The 15382-nt window shown below is 68.1% G+C and carries 15 protein-coding genes and 1 pseudogene; 14 read left to right on the top strand and 2 right to left on the bottom strand.

The genetic code is table 11. The features are described 5' to 3' along the window. Window positions 1-131: 131 nt before the first annotated feature. The 12 genes from ACZ5MC_RS13025 to ACZ5MC_RS12970 are packed head-to-tail and all read left to right on the top strand — an operon-like array spanning window position 132 to window position 10529. The gene (locus ACZ5MC_RS13025; RefSeq protein ID WP_306600929.1) at window positions 132-608 is read left to right on the top strand and encodes a 4Fe-4S dicluster domain-containing protein; all 477 of its coding nucleotides are present in this window, start codon (window positions 132-134) and stop codon (window positions 606-608) included. Window positions 609-610: 2 nt separating this feature from the next. Continuing rightward, the gene (locus ACZ5MC_RS13020; protein WP_306600928.1) at window positions 611-2416 is read left to right on the top strand and encodes an aldehyde ferredoxin oxidoreductase family protein; all 1806 of its coding nucleotides are present in this window, start codon (window positions 611-613) and stop codon (window positions 2414-2416) included. After that, window positions 2416-2688 carry a MoaD/ThiS family protein gene (locus tag ACZ5MC_RS13015; protein WP_464515981.1) on the top strand — a complete coding sequence of 91 codons (273 nt, stop codon included), beginning with the start codon at window positions 2416-2418 and terminating at the stop codon, window positions 2686-2688. The genes ACZ5MC_RS13020 and ACZ5MC_RS13015 overlap by 1 nt, the downstream gene beginning before the upstream one ends. A 25-nt stretch (window positions 2689-2713) precedes the next feature. Next, window positions 2714-5644 (top strand): proton-conducting transporter transmembrane domain-containing protein, encoded by a 2931-nt coding sequence (locus tag ACZ5MC_RS13010; RefSeq protein WP_464515980.1) that lies wholly within the window; start codon window positions 2714-2716, stop codon window positions 5642-5644. Next, on the top strand, window positions 5632-6090 hold the full coding sequence (locus tag ACZ5MC_RS13005) for an NADH-quinone oxidoreductase subunit B family protein (protein WP_306600925.1): 459 nt from the start codon (window positions 5632-5634) through the stop codon (window positions 6088-6090). Before ACZ5MC_RS13010 ends, ACZ5MC_RS13005 begins: the two co-directional genes overlap by 13 nt. Beyond that, complete coding sequence (locus tag ACZ5MC_RS13000) at window positions 6087-6974, top strand: respiratory chain complex I subunit 1 family protein (protein ID WP_306600924.1); 888 nt, start codon at window positions 6087-6089, stop codon at window positions 6972-6974. The genes ACZ5MC_RS13005 and ACZ5MC_RS13000 overlap by 4 nt, the downstream gene beginning before the upstream one ends. Continuing rightward, window positions 6974-7486 (top strand): 4Fe-4S dicluster domain-containing protein, encoded by a 513-nt coding sequence (locus ACZ5MC_RS12995; RefSeq protein WP_306600923.1) that lies wholly within the window; start codon window positions 6974-6976, stop codon window positions 7484-7486. Before ACZ5MC_RS13000 ends, ACZ5MC_RS12995 begins: the two co-directional genes overlap by 1 nt. Then, the gene (locus tag ACZ5MC_RS12990) at window positions 7483-7881 is read left to right on the top strand and encodes an NADH-quinone oxidoreductase subunit C (RefSeq protein ID WP_306600922.1); all 399 of its coding nucleotides are present in this window, start codon (window positions 7483-7485) and stop codon (window positions 7879-7881) included. The genes ACZ5MC_RS12995 and ACZ5MC_RS12990 overlap by 4 nt, the downstream gene beginning before the upstream one ends. Next, entirely contained in the window at window positions 7878-8954 is a 1077-nt protein-coding gene (locus ACZ5MC_RS12985; RefSeq protein WP_306600921.1) for a hydrogenase large subunit, read from the top strand. Before ACZ5MC_RS12990 ends, ACZ5MC_RS12985 begins: the two co-directional genes overlap by 4 nt. A gap of 1 nt (window position 8955) precedes the next feature. Then, on the top strand, window positions 8956-9297 hold the full coding sequence (hypA, locus tag ACZ5MC_RS12980) for a hydrogenase maturation nickel metallochaperone HypA (RefSeq protein ID WP_306600920.1): 342 nt from the start codon (window positions 8956-8958) through the stop codon (window positions 9295-9297). Window positions 9298-9318: 21 nt separating this feature from the next. Beyond that, a complete protein-coding gene (locus tag ACZ5MC_RS12975; RefSeq protein WP_306600919.1) occupies window positions 9319-9537 on the top strand; it encodes a hypothetical protein in 219 nt (72 codons plus the stop codon). Between the two features lie 8 nt (window positions 9538-9545). Next, on the top strand, window positions 9546-10529 hold the full coding sequence (locus ACZ5MC_RS12970; RefSeq protein ID WP_464515979.1) for a DUF6976 family protein: 984 nt from the start codon (window positions 9546-9548) through the stop codon (window positions 10527-10529). 652 nt (window positions 10530-11181) lie between these two features. On the opposite strand, the gene ACZ5MC_RS12965 is transcribed toward ACZ5MC_RS12970, so the two are convergent. Beyond that, a complete protein-coding gene (locus tag ACZ5MC_RS12965) occupies window positions 11182-11550 on the bottom strand; it encodes a GxxExxY protein (RefSeq protein ID WP_464517787.1) in 369 nt (122 codons plus the stop codon). Between the two features lie 271 nt (window positions 11551-11821). Further along, a pseudogene (locus ACZ5MC_RS12960) lies at window positions 11822-12547 on the bottom strand (IS630 family transposase); the annotation flags it as partial. 273 nt (window positions 12548-12820) lie between these two features. On the opposite strand from ACZ5MC_RS12960, the gene ACZ5MC_RS12955 reads away from it, so the two are divergent. Both ACZ5MC_RS12955 and istB read left to right on the top strand, forming a co-directional pair. After that, window positions 12821-14242 (top strand): Mu transposase domain-containing protein, encoded by a 1422-nt coding sequence (locus ACZ5MC_RS12955; protein ID WP_464515978.1) that lies wholly within the window; start codon window positions 12821-12823, stop codon window positions 14240-14242. Then, on the top strand, window positions 14239-15015 hold the full coding sequence (gene istB / locus ACZ5MC_RS12950; RefSeq protein ID WP_306599781.1) for an IS21-like element helper ATPase IstB: 777 nt from the start codon (window positions 14239-14241) through the stop codon (window positions 15013-15015). The genes ACZ5MC_RS12955 and istB overlap by 4 nt, the downstream gene beginning before the upstream one ends. Window positions 15016-15382: the final 367 nt, after the last annotated feature.

Here is a 15382-nt window from a genome sequence, read left to right as displayed (position 1 = left end):
TGGATAGTGCTTCGTCAGGGGAAACGGAATGGGCTCTCCACGGAGTTCAAGAAAAACCTAACCTGCAACGCGCCAAAGCGAACCCGGCCAGGGGCCGGGAGGGCCGGAGGCGCAGATCACGGGAGCGACTCATGACAAAACTGCTCATGATCCATCCGGACAAATGTACCGGGTGCAAGAACTGTTCTCTTGCCTGTACGTTCGGTCACGAGGGCCAGTTCCGCCCCGCCGGCACGCGGGTCCACGTGTACACCTGGGAGCGGGAAGGCTTCTCGGTGCCCATGATGTGCCAGCAGTGCGACGACGCCTCGTGCATCAAGGTCTGCCCCACCGGCGCGCTGCACCGCCCCCAGGGCGGGGACGTGGTGGTCTACGAGAAGGCCAAGTGCATCGGCTGCCGCATGTGCACCATGGCCTGCCCCTTCGGCAACGCCGTCTACGACGGCGCCACGGGCTCGATCCTGAAGTGCGACACCTGCGGCGGGAAGCCCGAGTGCGTGCGCATGTGCCCCAGCGGGGCCCTGGAGTACATCGACGACAACATCTCCACGCGATCCCGCAAGAAGTCATTCGCCGCCAAGTTCAAAGCGGCCATCCAGGAGGGTTGAACATGTACGGATGGGTCGGCAAGGTGCTTCGCGTGAACCTCACGACGGGAGCCATCAGCAAGGAAGCCACCAACCCCAAGGACGCGGCCCTCTTCCTGGGCGCGCGGGGCCTGGGCACCAAGATCCTGACCGACGAGGTGGATCCCAAGGTGGATCCCCTGTCCCCGGAGAACAAGCTCATCTTCGCGCCGGGGCCGTTCTCGGGGACCTTCGCGCCCTCGGGGGGCCGCTACAACGTCGTCACCAAGGGGCCCCTCACGGGCACCATCGCCGCCTCCAATTCCGGCGGCTCCTTCGGACCCGAGCTGAAGTACGCGGGCTACGACCTGGTGATCCTGGAAGGCCGGGCGCCCAGCCCCGTCTACCTGTGGATCAAGGACGACGTGGTCGAGCTCCGGGACGCGACCCACCTCTGGGGCAGGCAGGTGCCCGAGACCACGGAAATGCTGCGCGCCGAAACGGACGAGGAGGCCAAGGTCGCCTGCATCGGGCCCGCCGGCGAGAAGCTGGTGCTCTTCGCTTCGATCATGAACGAGATGCACCGTGCGGCAGGGAGGACCGGCGTAGGCGCGGTCATGGGCTCCAAGAACCTCAAGGCCGTGGTCGTGGTGGGCATGGGCGCCGTGAAGGTGGCCGACCCCAAGGGCTTCATGGCGGCCGTGGACAAGGCCCGGGAGGCCGTGCGCCTGCACCCCGTGGGCGGCGCGGGCCTCAAGGCCTACGGCACCGACGTGCTGGTCAACATCCTCAACGAGACCGGCGCGCTGCCCACCCGCAACTTCCGGGACGGGCACTTCCCCACCGCCAACAAGGTGGGCGGCGAGACCCTCACCGACACGCTGCTGGTGCGGGCCAAGGGCTGCTATTCCTGCGTCATCAGCTGCGGGCGCGTCACGAAGATCTCCAACCCGAAGTACCGGGGCGAAGGCGAGGGCCCCGAGTACGAGGCCGCCTGGGGCTTCGGTCCGGACTGCGGCATCGACGACCTGGAGGCCGTCACCAAGGCCAACTTCCTCTGCAACGAGTACGGCATGGACTCCATCACCGTGGGGGCCACCATCGCCTGCGCCATGGACCTCTTCAAGGAAGGCCACCTGACCCTCGAGGACACCGGCGGCATCGACCTCAGCTTCGGCAACGCCGCCACCATGGTGGAGCTCACCCGCATGATGGGCGAGCGGGAAGGCTTCGGGGACAAGCTGGCCCTGGGCTCGTACCGCCTCGCGGAACTCTATGGCCACCCCGAGTTCTCCATGACGGTCAAGAAGCAGGAGATGCCCGCCTACGACCCCCGCGGCATCCAGGGCATCGGCCTGAACTACGCCACCACCAACCGGGGCGGCTGCCACGTGCGCGGCTACACCATCGCGGTGGAGGTGCTGGGCAACGGCGCCAAGCTGGATCCCCATGTGACGGACGAGAAGCCCTTCTGGGTGAAGCTCTTCCAGGACCTCACCGCGGCCGTGGATTCCTCGGGCGCCTGCCTGTTCGGAACCTTCGGCATGAGCGGCGAGGACTTCGCGTCCATGCTCTCCACCATCACGGGCGTGACGTACACCCTGGAGGACTACCTCCGGGCCGGCGAGCGGGTCTGGAACCTGGAGCGGCAGTTCAACCTGAAGGCCGGCTTCACCATGAAGGACGACAACCTGCCCGAGCGCCTGCTCAAGTCCCCCATCAAGACGGGACCCTCCAAGGGGGAGGTGAACCGCCTGGGCGAAATGCTGCCGGAGTACTACAAGCTGCGGGGCTGGGACGACCAGGGTGTGCCCACGGCCGAAAAGCTCCGGGAACTTTCCCTCGTCTGATGCACGTCAAATACTTCGCTGACGTCCGTCGCCTCTCGGGCTGTTTCGAGGAGGACTGGACCCAGCCGGCCGCCACGCTCGGCGAGCTCGTCCAAGGGCTCGCCGGGCGTCACGGTCCGGACTTCGGGGAGCGGGTCCAGCCCTGCGGAAGCCTGAGCAGCACGATCATCGTCCTGGTCAACGGCCAGAACATCGTTCACCTGGAAGGCCTGGCCACGCGCCTGGACCCCGGGGACACCGTGGCCTTCTTCCCCATGGTCGCCGGGGGTTGACCGCACCTCGCCTGGAGAACCCGCCTTGAACGACAAGCTCCTGATCCTCCTTCCCCTGGCCGCCCTCCTGGGCGGCATGCTTCTGCAATGGCTGTTGGCCGGCCTGCTCACCCCGAGGGGGAAGGGCCGGCTGGCCTTCGCGGCCGTGCTGGCCTCCCTGGCGGGGGTCCTGGCCGCCTGGCCGCGAATCCTCGCGGGGGGGACCCTCGACGCCGCCTTCGGCCCCTGGGACGGTCCGATCCGCCTGACCTACCACGTGGACGGCCTGTCGCTCCTGTTCGCGCTCATGGGGGCGGGCATCGGCGCGGCGGTGCTCCTGTACGCCGTGTCCTACATGGAGGACGAGCGGGCCACGACGCGGTTCTACTCCCTGGTGCTGCTGTTCATCGGGGGGCTGGTGCACCTGGTGTACACGGCCGACCTGTTCCTGCTGTACCTGAGCTGGGAGGTGGTGGGCCTGTGCTCCTTCCTCCTGGTGGGCTTCTGGTACCGCAAGGAGGAGGCCGCCTACGGCGCCCGGAAGGTGCTGACCATGACCCACCTGGCGGGGTACGGCCTCCTGGGGGCCGTGATCCTGCTGTACGGCCGCACGGGATCCACCCTCTGGACGGATCCCAAGGTCCAGGGCGCCTTCACGACAGGCCTGTTCCTCCTGGTGCTGGTGGCCTCCCTGGCCAAGTCGGTGCAGTTCCCCCTGCACACCTGGATCCCGGACGCCATGGCGGCCCCGACCCCGGTGAGCGCCCTCCTGCATGCCGCCTGCTACGTCAAGGCGGGCGTCTACCTCATCGCGCGGCTCCATTCCTTCGGCACCTGGCCCGCGGGCTGGGGAACGCTGCTGGCCTGGCTGGGCGCCACGACCATCGTCGTGGGCGCCCTCCTGGCCCTCGCCCAGAAGGACCTCAAGCGCCTCCTGGCCTATTCCACCGTGAGCCAGATCGGCTACATGATGCTGGGGCTGGGCCTGGGAACGCCCCTGGCCGTGGCGGCGGGGCTCCTGCACTGCCTGAACCACGGCCTCTTCAAGGGCGGGCTCTTCCTCTGCGCGGGCGCGGTGCAGCATGCCACCGGCACCCGGGACATGGACCGCCTGGGCGGGCTGGGCCGGCAGATGCCCCGGACCATGGCCCTCTGGCTGGTGGTGGCCGGGAGCATCGCGGGGGTGCCGCTCCTCAACGGTTTCGTGAGCAAGTGGCTCCTGTACGACGCCGCCCTGGAGGCCGGGCGGCCCATGCTGGCCCTGGTCCCGTGGATCGGCAGCATCCTCACCGTGTTCATGTTCCTCAAGGCCACCACGGGGGTCTTCCTGGGCTCGGGCACCCGGGAGACCGAGCACGCGCACGAGGCCTCCGGCGGCATGCTCGCGGGCATCGGCGCCCTGGCGGCCGGCTGCGTGATCCTGGGGGTGGCTCCCCAGCTGGCCATCCGCTTCCTCATCAATCCCCTGATGCCGGCCCTGGGCTACGCGCCCCTGGCGGGCGTGGGCTGGTTCGGCCTGACGGCGGGGCAGGGGAGCTGGTACGCCTCGGCGGGCCTGGGGCTCGGCCTCGTGGCGATGGCCTTCGGACTGCTGGTGTATGGGCTGGCCCGCCCCGCCCGGGGCGTGGTGGCCGTGGGGGCCGCCGCGGTCTTCTCCGGCGGGGAGCCCCTGGGTTCCATGGGCCGCCTGGGGGCCGGCGACTTCTCCCGCATCGTCGCGGACGCCCTGGCGCCCTTCTTCCGCCTGGCGGACGTGGACCGTTACTACCTGGGCGCCTGGCATGGCCTGAACCGCCTCGGGGCACGGCTCGACGCCCTCTCCCGCCTCGCCGAGGGCAACGCGCCCGTGCTGCTGGCGGCCTTCTGCGCGGCCCTGGGGGCCTTCGCCGGGTTCCTGCCCACCGGTCCGGCCGCGGTTCCGGAACTCCCCGTCCCGGGGCTCCTGGCGGCCTCCGTGGGCCTGGCCTGGGTGGGGTTGACCGTGGCCACGGGCCTCAAGCGTTTGCCGCACTTCCTGGCCTCAGGCGCCCTGGCCCTGGCCGGCCTGCTTCTGGCCCACGGGCTTTTGCGGGGCGTCCTCCTGGAGGCGGCGGCCGTGGCGGCCCTCCTCGCCCTGACGCGCAAGGAGGGGTCCCGGGCCTACCTGGCCGCGATCGTCCTTTCCGCGGTGGGCACCCTGGGCGGCGCCCTGGCCGCCGAACACGGCCACCCCCGCCTGGCCATGGCGCTCCTCCTGCCCGGCCTGGGCATCAAGGTGGGCCTGGTGCCCCTGTCCCTCTGGCTCACCCGGGTGGCCGAGAGGGCTCCCGCGCTGGTCACGGGCCTCGTCATCGCCGTGGTGGACGTGGCGGCTCTCGCCGAGCTCCTGGCCCAGCCGGGGCTCTTCACGGGCGCGCCCTGGATCGCCTTCGGCCTCCTGTCGGCGGTGGCCGGGGCCTTCCTGGCCCTGGGCACGGACAACCTGAAGCGGTTCCTCGCCTATTCGACCATCGTGGACATGGGCCTGATCACCCTGGCCGTGGCCCTGGGCGGCCCTTTGGGCCTGCGGGGCGCGGTCCTGGGGGGGGCGGTGCACGCCCTGGCCAAGGCGCTCCTGTTCGTCGCCATCTCCGTGCCCGAGGCGGCGGGCGTCTCCCTGGAGGGGCCCCGCGGCCTGGCCGCGCGGCACCCGCTGCCCGCCGCGGGCTTCCTGGTGGGGGCGCTGGCGGTGGTTGGCGTGCCGCCGACCCTGGGCTTCGCCGCCCACTGGCGGCTCTTCAGCGCCTCGGCGGGGCATCCGGCCCTGCTGGCCTCGCTGCTGGCGGTGACCATGCTGTCCGTGGCGGTGTACGCCCGGGCCATCGCCCGGTTCTGGTGGGGCGGGGAATCCACGGAGCCCGCTCCGGGGTGCCCGGCGGCGCCCCGGTTCGTGATCATCGTGCTGGCGGGCCTCCTGCTCGTCCTCGGCTTCAGCGGGAGGATGCCATGGGCGTTCTAGAACCCCTCGTGCTCCGCCTGGTGGACCGGGCCCGGCGCAAATCGGCCTGGCTCTTCCACTTCAACGCCGGCGCCTGCAACGGCTGCGACATAGAGCTGGTGGCCTGCCTCACGCCGCGCTACGACGTGGAGCAGCTGGGCATCCGCCTGGAAGGCAGCCCCCGCCACGCCGACATCCTCTGCGTCACGGGCCCGGTCACCCGCACCACCCGGGAGGCCCTGGCCACCATCCATGCCCAGATTCCCGACCCCAAGGTGGTGGTGGCCATCGGGTCCTGTCCGGCCTCGGGCAACGTCTTCGCCGGGAGCCCCATGATCGACGGCCCGCTGGACCGCATCGTCCCCGTGGACCTCTACATTCCGGGCTGCCCGCCCCGGCCCGGCGCCGTGGTGCAGGGCATCGCGGAGGCCATCGAACTCCTGGTGGCCCGGAAGGAGGCCGTATGACGCCGACCCGTCTCCTCCTGGCCCTGCTGGTGTTCCCCGGGGTCCTGTACGCCGTCCCCATGGGCTGGCTCATGCAGGCCAGCGAGCGCAAGGTCGTGGCGCGGCTACAGGGCCGCATCGGCCCGCCGCTCACCCAGGGCTTCTACGATTTCGTCAAGCTCCTGGCCAAGGCCCCCGTGCCCCGGGCCGAGCCCTTCCTGCTCACCCTGCTGCCCCTCCTGGCCGTGGGCGCGACCCTGGGCGCCCTGGCCCTGCTGCCGGTGTGGACGGGGGGCTTCACCGGGGACCTGATCCTCTTCGTGGGGCTGCTGGAATTGGCGCCCCTGTGCGCCGTCCTGGCGGGCTTCGCCTCCCGGTCGGTGTACGGGGAGGTGGGCGCCGTGCGCGAGGCCGTCCTGGGCATCAGCGTGAACGTGCCGTTCCTGGCCGCCCTCCTGGCCCTGGCCACCGCCTCCGGCAGCCTGCAGCTGGCCCAGGTGGCCGGCGGGGCGCCCTGGCTCGTGCGGGGCCCCGCGCTGGCGGCCCTCCTGTGCTGCCTGCCCGTGAAGCTGCGGCTGAACCCCTTCTCGGTGGCCAACGCCGAACAGGAGATCCTCGCCGGGCCCCTCACCGAGTTCGACGGTCCCCGCCTGGCCCTGTGGGAACTGGCCCACGGGCTGGAGTGGGTGGTCCTCGCCGGATTGGTGGCCTCGCTGGCCGTTCCCGGGCGGGGCGTCGCCTTCGTGCTGGTGTCCCTCGCCGTGGTCCCCCTCCTGGGAACCCTGGCGGCCGCCACCGCCCGCCTCAAGATCAACCAGGCCGCCCGGTTCCTGTGGACCTGGGCCGCCCTGGCCGCGGCCGCGTCCGTGTTCGCGGCCCTGGCCATCCGCCATGGGAGGCTCTGATGTACCACATCCTGCGCCGCATGGCCGGAAACCTCGCGAAGGGGCCCGCCTCCCTGCGCTTTCCCGCCGATGTGCCGCCCCCGCCCGGGCTGCGGGGCCGGGTGCGCATCGATTCCGGCCGCTGCCTCGCCTGCGGCATCTGCTCGTACGTGTGCGTCGGCGGGGCCATCACCGGGGCGGAACGGCAGGGCGCCTACGAATGGTCCTACGACCCCGGCCGCTGCAGCTTCTGCGGGCGCTGCGAGGACCATTGCCCGGGTTCGGCCCTCTCCATGGAGCCCGCGGCGGTTCCCTGCTACACGGCGCCCGGGGCCCTGGCGGTTTCGGCCACCGTGGCCTTCCCGGCGTGCCCGGAATGCGGGGAGCCCAACCGGCACATCACCGAGGAATGGATCGGCAAGGCCTTCCAGGCGCCCGCCGGGGAGACCCGGGAGCTCCTGGGCCTGTGCGTGCGGTGCCGCCGCAAGCGCCTCGCCCTGGCCATGAAGCAGTCCAACGGAGGCGAACGATGAAGACGCAGGGCATTCGAGAACGCTGCGGCGGGGACTGGGTCCACCGGTCCGACGGCTGGTGGCGGACCCTGACCCTGGATCAGGTGGTGGCCGCGGCCGGGGTCCTGAAGGCCGGGGGGGCCCGCTTCGCCTCCCTCCTGGTGCGCCCGGTGGATGGCGGGCTCCGCCTCTCGTGGCACTGGGACGTCCAGGGGACGCTCCTTTCCCTCCAGGCCACCGCGGCGCCGGGCGAGCCCATCCCCAGCCTGGGGGGCCTGTGGCCCTGCACGGACTGGGCCGAGCGGGAGGCACGGGACTACTACGCGGTGACCTTCTCCGGACGGGAGAGCACGCCGCCTTTGATGCTTCGCGACGGGGACGCCCCCGGCGTGCTGCTCGCCGGGAGGACCTCATGACGTACCGCATCCCCGTCGGGCCCTACCACCTGGCCCTGGAAGAGCCCTACAAGATCGAAGTGGAGTGCGAGGGCGAGAACGTCGCCGGCGCCCGGCTCACCGTGGGCTACAACTTCCGCGGCATCGAGTGGCTGGCCGAGCACAAGAACATCACCCAGAGCATCGCGCTCATGGAGCGGGTGTGCGGCATCTGCTCCAACGTGCACTCCATGACCTTCTGCCTGGCGCTGGAACGCATCGGCGGCGTGGAGGTGCCTGCCCGCGCCCAGCACATCCGGGTGGTCATGGCCGAGCTGGAGCGGATCCACTCCCACATCCTGTGGGCCGGCGTCGCCGCGGAGCTCACCGGCTTCCACACGCTATTCATGACCTGCTTCCAGCTCCGCGAGCGCGTCATGGACCTGCTGGAGCTCATCTCGGGCAACCGGGTGAACTATTCCATGAACCGCATCGGCGGGGTGAACCGCGACCTCGACTGCGAATCCGCGATCCTGGCCGGCATCCGCGAGATCCGGGCCGGCCTCCTGGAGACCCTCGTGCCCGTCTTCACCACGGACCGCACCGTGGCCGCGAGGTGCGCGGGGGTGGGCCGCCTGACCCTGGAGGATGCCCGGAATCACGGCGCCGTGGGTCCCGTGGCCCGGGCCTCCGGGGTGGACCAGGATCTGCGCCGGGACGCGCCGTACCTGGTCTACGGCCAGCTGGACTTCGAGGTGCCCGTGGGCCGGGGCGGGGACGTCCTGGACCGGGTCGTCGTGCGCGCCCGGGAGCTCCTGGCCAGCTGCTCCATCGTGGAGCAGGCCCTGGAGCGCATGCCCGCGGGCCCCATCCACCAGGGCGACCTCTACGCCGTGGCCCCCGGCGAAGCCGTCATGCGCATCGAGGCCCCCCGGGGCGAGGTGTTCTACTACGTCGCCTCGGACGGCACCGACCTTCCGGTGCGGGTGAAGGTGCGCACCCCGACCTTCCTCAACATCCCCACCGTGGTGCCCATGCTCAAGGGCGCGGCCCTGGCCGACGTCCCCCTGATCCAGGGCTCCATCGATCCCTGCTACTCCTGCACGGACCGGTAGGATGCACGAACTCGCCCTCATGGCCGGGATGCTGGAGATCATCCGCGGCGAAGCCCGCGCCCAGGGCTTCACCCGGGTCTCCAGGGTCGTGCTGGAAATCGGCCGGCTGGCCGGGGTGGAGCCGGAGGCCCTGCGCTTCGCCTTCGACGTGAGCGCCTGCGGCACCGTGGCGGAGGGGGCGGAACTGGAGATCGAGGAACCCGAGGGCAGGGCGGAATGTTCGGACTGCCTGCGCATCGTGCCGGTGGGTTCGATTCGCGGCGGGTGTCCCTCCTGCGGCGGGAATTCCCTGAAGGTCATCTCAGGCAAGGAAATGCGCGTGAAGTTCCTGGACGTCGACTAGCCCTTCTCCCAAGGAGCCCCCTTGATCCCCGCAAAATCCAGCCCCTGCTGGCGCCAACTGGTGACCGGCCAACGCCCCCTCCAGACCGAGATGCTCGGCCTCCAGATGCTGCTCAAGCGCATGCAGAGGCGAACCCTGGGCCCCCACACCGAGGCCGACGTGGCCTCCGCGGCGGAGGAGGTCCACGCCTTCTTCGTCAAGTACCAGGGCTCCCTCGCCAACGAACTCCGCTCCCTCTAGGAACCCCGATGATAAACGCCATGTATTCCCGCACCGAAGCCGAAGCCCTGATCAAGACCGGCCGCTTCCTCGCCCTTGCCGCGGACGAGGCCGTGCTCCGGCAGCTTCCCCCCGGCAACTGGATCGGCGGAACCACTCCCTACTTCGTCGGGGAGGAGGGCGGGCTGATGTCCCGGGAGCTCGTGCACGTGACCGAACTGGCCGAAGCCGGTTCCGCCGCTACCCTGGCGGAATACGACCGGGCGGGTCTTCCGCGCATCGCCGGGGAAGGTCCGGAGAACGGGTTCACCCTCGTGATCATCCCCGCCCTCAGCGACCTGCACCGGGAGTACGCCTCCGGAGCCGACGAATACCCCGGCATGTTCATGACCCCCATCGTCGGCTGGATCGCCGGCGTGCACCTGGACGACCTGGGCAAGGTCACGCCCAAGGTGGTCAACGGCCGGACGGGGAAGGTGTCCGACGCCATGGCGGTCGCCCTGCACGTGCCCTTGCCGGCGCGCCAGCTGGCCATGATCCGCATCCTCAACCTCTTCCACCCGGGCGACGGGGACGTGCTGACCTTCCCGAAGGACGGCTTCACCGCCGCGGATTGCCTGGTCAACGGTCAGCCCGCCAACTTCGCCGAGTACGTCGCCGAGCAGAAGCTCGACCTCGCCCGCCCCCTGGTGGCGGACTACAACGGCGCCCGGGTCAACACCTCCTTCCAGTCGGTGGAGCCCGGCGTGGTGCATTTCTACGCCCCGGTCTTCACCGGAGTCGACTACCGGCACGCGGCCCCCGTCGGCGACTACGTCCAGGAGCTCAACGCCCTGGTCGCGGGCCTCCAGGCCGCCCCCCGCTTCTCGTGCAACTGCATCCTCAACTACCTGTTCGGCAAGCTGGAAGGCCGCAGAACGGGCGAGCTCACGGGACCCGTCACCTTCGGGGAGATCGGATACCAGCTGCTGAACCAGACGCTGGTGTACCTGGAAGTCGTGAACAAGTGGTAGCAGGATCTGCCGCTGTGTCCGCCTCGACCCCCCCGGGGCCAGGCCGGGCGCCGCGGCGGGTCCAGGGCCTGTTTGCAGTCCAAGTCAAGAGGGAGCCACTCCAGTCGTGACGCCACCTTGCAGGGATGGCGCGCAGCTTTCTTACGGAGGAGATGTGGGAGCGCATGGTGGCCTTGGCCTGCATTCAGACGAGGCTTCGGATCCAGCCAAAGAGGCTTTCATCCCTTTCCATTCCCGTCCATGGACGGGGATAATAGGGGATGAGATCGGTCAGGCAGATCCCTGCCTTTGCTGCGAATCCTCGGCTGGAAACACACCCTAGGAGCCTGTCTACGTAATAGGAGGCCCCGCGACGGCGCCCAGAAGCGTGATTATCGAGCGCAAGGCCCGCAGGAGGATTAGGTCAATCCTTCAAGGGACTTGCACACGATAAGCGCGCTTCTGGGCGCCGCCCTTCGGGTGATGGCAGCGGGGCCAGCAACTTTGCGTCAGGCTCGTCAACCGCAGTCCCGCTGCGGCTTTCCTCGCCTTCCTTGATTTGCTAGCCCCGGTGCCATCATCGCGGGGCCTCCTATTACGTAGACAGGCTCCTAGTGTAGGCCGCCAGAAGAACAGGTAACACCTTGTCCCCCCCCTTCGCCTCGGGTCCAGTTCAGGGCTTGGTGTTGACGAGTCGCTTGATGCCCCCGTCCTTGAGGGGCCAGTTATGAAAATTGATCAGCAGGCCCACTTCGAAATTTGCAAAGTGGAGGCAGCTATTCAGTTGGGCGAAGTCGGCATCCGAAAACTTCGCAATGGCCTTCGCCTCGACGACCACCTTGTGGTCCACCACGATATCCATGATGTAGGCATTCTCGACGCACAATTCCTTGTAGGTGATGTCGAGGTGAACCTCGCGAAGGGCCTCGTGTCCGGCCAACCTGAGTTCATGGGCGAGGCAAGCCTTGTAGGCATTTTCCAGGAGTCCAGGCCCCAGAACTATCTGCACCCTGATGGCAGCGAGGATGATGGCTTCGGTGATATCTCGATGGGGATAGTTGTCGCCCCAATCTTCGCCCTAATGCCGACCCATGACTTCCTCCTTCGGGTCAGGAGTGCGCTCAATCACGCCGGGACGTTCAGGCCAGAATTCTTTCCTCGGTATCCTCGGCCTCCTCGGCGCCTCGGCGATGGGCTTTTCTACGGGTGCTTCGGCGCATGTAATCTTTGCGCCGACTGATACTTGAGAAAGCCATCGCCGAGGCGCCGAGGAGGCCGAGGATACCGAGGAAAAGAAAAAGGCAGGTTCGCCGTCAACCCTTGGCAGAGGCCGTCCGAATGGCCGCGAGGGCCTGCCGTGCTCGTGTCACCTTGGCGAGGATATCGTTCGCGGACGCGGTCCAAACAAATGGTTTCGGAGCGGCATTGTGTCTCGCGATATAGGTGTGGATCGCTGCTTCGAGTTCCGGGACGGATCTGAAAATACCCCTTCGGATGCGGTTCTCCGTGATGTCCCGGAAAAATCGCTCCACCATGTTCAACCACGATGAACTGGTGGGGGTGAAGTGAACGTGGACCCTCGAATGGCCTTTCAACCAGCTTTTGACCGCCGGATGTTTGTGGGTGGCGTAGTTGTCGCAAATGATGTGCAGAGCGAGTCGCTTCGACGTACCCCGCTCAAGCCGCTTGAGGAACTTCAGCCACTCCTCATGGCGATGACGTGGCATCGTGGCCGAGATCACCGTACCATCCAGCGTGTTCATGGCCGCAAAGAGGGTGGTCGTTCCATTGCGCTTGTAGTCGTGCGTCATGGTGCCGCAGCGACCCTTCTTCATCGGTAGGCCAGGCTGAATCCGGTCCAGGGCCTGAATCTGGCTCTTCTCATCTACGCTCAGCACGATGGCATGCTCCGGAGGGTCCAGATACAGGGCCACGATGTCCACCAACTTCTCTTCGAAATGAGGATCGTTGCTTAACTTGAAACCAACGGTGCGGTGCGGCTTGAGGCCATTCTGACGCCAAATGCGTCCCACTGCCCGACGACACTGAGTAGTCCCCACTGCGGACAATTACACTTCCCCATCGGCTTGCCCATTCCGGGATAGCCATGGGGACTCAGATGTCGGCACGGTACCCCATGGCCACCTGGCCTTGGGGAAGGCGGTGCCATGGGTCGGGTCACGGATCAGCAGGTGAGGCGTTTGAACGAGGAAATGGCGAAGCATGGCCAGGTCGGCAGGGCGGCGATGATGGCCAATATGGACCGTAAGACGGCGCGGAGTTACATACGGGCCAAGCAGTTTCCTTCGGAGATGCCGACGGAACGGGCCTGGCAGACCCGGGCGGATCCGTTCGCGGCGGACTGGCCGGAGGTTGCGGGCCGCCTAGCCGAGGCCCCGGAATTGGAGGCCAAGGGCCTGTTCGAGCACCTGATGCGCCAGCGGCCAGGGGTCTACCAGGAGGGCCAACTCCGGACCTTCCAGCGGCGGATCCAGGTCTGGCAGGCCCAGTTCGGCCCCGACAAGGAGGTGTTCTTTCCCCAGGACCACGTGCCGGGCGAAGCCATGCAGACGGATTTCACCTGGGCAACGGAGCTGAACGTGACGATCCATGGCGAGCCGTTCCCCCACATGCTCTGCCATGTAGTGCTGCCCTACTCCAACTGGGGCTGGATCACCGTGTGCCAGTCGGAGTCCATGCTGGCCCTGCGGCGGGGGATCCCGGCGGCCCTGGCCCAGCTGGGCCGGATCCCACTGTTCAGCCAGACCGACAACTCCACTTCCGCGACCCATAAGATCGCCGCCAGCGCTGCGGTCGAGGTGGAGATCACGGGGTCGGGAGAGGAGAAGTCCACGATTCACAGGACCCGCAGCCGGAAACCCCGGGCCTATAACGACGACTACTGGGACATGATGACCGGGCACTACGATGTCCAGGTGCGGACCATCAGCGTGGGCAAGTCTGAGCAGAACGGCGACGTGGAAGCCTCGAACAATGCCCTCAAGCGGCGCCTGCACCAGCACCTGCTGCTGCGCGGCCACCGGGATTTCCCCTCGGTGGAGGCGTGGGAAGCCTGGGCCCAGGGGGTCTGCGTAATGGCGAACGCCCGCCGCAAGCGGGTTCCCGAAGAACTGGCCGCCATGCGGCCCCTGCGTGTGGAGGCGTTCGCCGAGTTCGACGAATGGCGGATCAAGGTAAGCGAGGAAAGCACGCTGCTGGTGAAGCGGAACACCTACTCGGTGCCCCCGAAGCTGCTGGGCAAGTGGGTGCGGGTGCGGCTCTACGAGATGACCCTGGAAGTCTGGTTCGCGGACCGGCGGTTGCTGGTGATCCCCAGGCTGCTGGGGGAGTATCGGACTCGCATCGACTACCGCCACGTGGTCAAGGCGATGCTCAAGAAGCCGGGCGCCTTTGCCCATTACCGGCATCGGGCGGACCTGTTCCCAGGCCCGGTTTGGCATCAGGTCCTGGAGGCCCTGCAGAAGGGCCTGGGTGAGCGCCGGGGTGAGGTCGCCTACCTGCGCAACCTCAATCTGGCCGCCGAGGAAATGGAATGCGATGTCGAGGCGGCCCTGGTGCTGCTGATGGCAGAGGGCATCATCCCGGAACCGGCGCGCGTGCAGGACCTGATGGGGCTGGGCAGACCCACCGAGATTCCGGACCTGCCGCCCCTGGTGGTGGACCTGGGCGGGTTTGACGCGTTGTTGACGGAGCGGCTGGAGGAAGCGGTATGAGCAAGGAAGCGCGTCGGCAACTGGGGGACATGCTGCGGGAACTCAACCTGACCGGGGTGGCGGCAACCTACGGAGAAGCCGGGAAACGGGCTGAGAAGGAGGGCTGGGCTTTCGACCGGTTCCTGCACCACCTGATGGAACTGGAACTGGAGCAGCGGCGCCAGAAGCGTCTGGAACGGGTGCTCAAGGCCGCCAAGCTCCCGGTCGGAAAGACCCTGGCAACCCTCAAGCAGGACCTCCTGCCCGCGAAGGTCCGCCGACAGATGGCGACCCTGATCGAAGGCGGGTTCGTCGACCGGGGCGAGAACCTGCTGGCCTTTGGCCTCCCGGGCCGGGGCAAGACGCACCTCGTCTGCGCCCTGGGCGCGGAATTGATCCAGCGGGGCTACAAGGTGTATTTCACGCCAGCCTACGCCCTGGTCCAGCGCCTGCTGATCGCCAAGCAGGGCCTGGGCCTGGAGCGCGAGATGCGCCGGTTGGACGCATTCGACGCGATCATCATTGACGACATCGGCTATATCCAGCAGACCCGAGACGAGACCGAGGTTCTGTTCACCCTCCTGGCTGAGCGCTATGAGCGGCGGACCGTGATCATCACCTCGAACCTGGTGTTTTCCCAGTGGGACCGGATATTCAAGGACCCCATGACGACGGCCGCGGCCATCGACCGAATCATCCACCACTGCGTGATCCTGGAACTGAACGGCACCAGCTACCGGGCCGACGCGGCCAAGGCGCGGATGCCCCAGCCTGAGGAATCCGCAACAGCCTGACCCCCCCAGACCCCCCCCGGCGCCGGTCCCTGCTCGGGCGCGGATTTCCCATGGAAGGCGGGTCCCCTCCCATGGAAAACCGCAAAGGGCGCGGTTTCCCACGGGCCCCGCCCCCCATTCCACGGGAAACCCGCCTCCCTCGGCCTGCGGCTGGAAACCGCTAGCGCGGTTCCCACAGGGGCCAGCGCCAAGGGCGCAGCAGCAGCGGGTGTCCATTTGTAATTGTCGTCGGGTCTGCTTTTACCACCCGTGTCTATGGCGATGTCAGGGAAGAACAGGTAAGCCAGCGGCTCCGCCGCGCCCTGGCGATGGGGAATTGTAATTGTCGTCGGGTCGGTTTTTCCCTCATCCGGTATCCGACCGCGGG

The organism is Mesoterricola sp. JemC181 (assembly GCF_055384585.1).
Note: the sequence above shows the minus strand (reverse complement) of the source record. Positions and strands in the feature narration are given on the sequence as shown.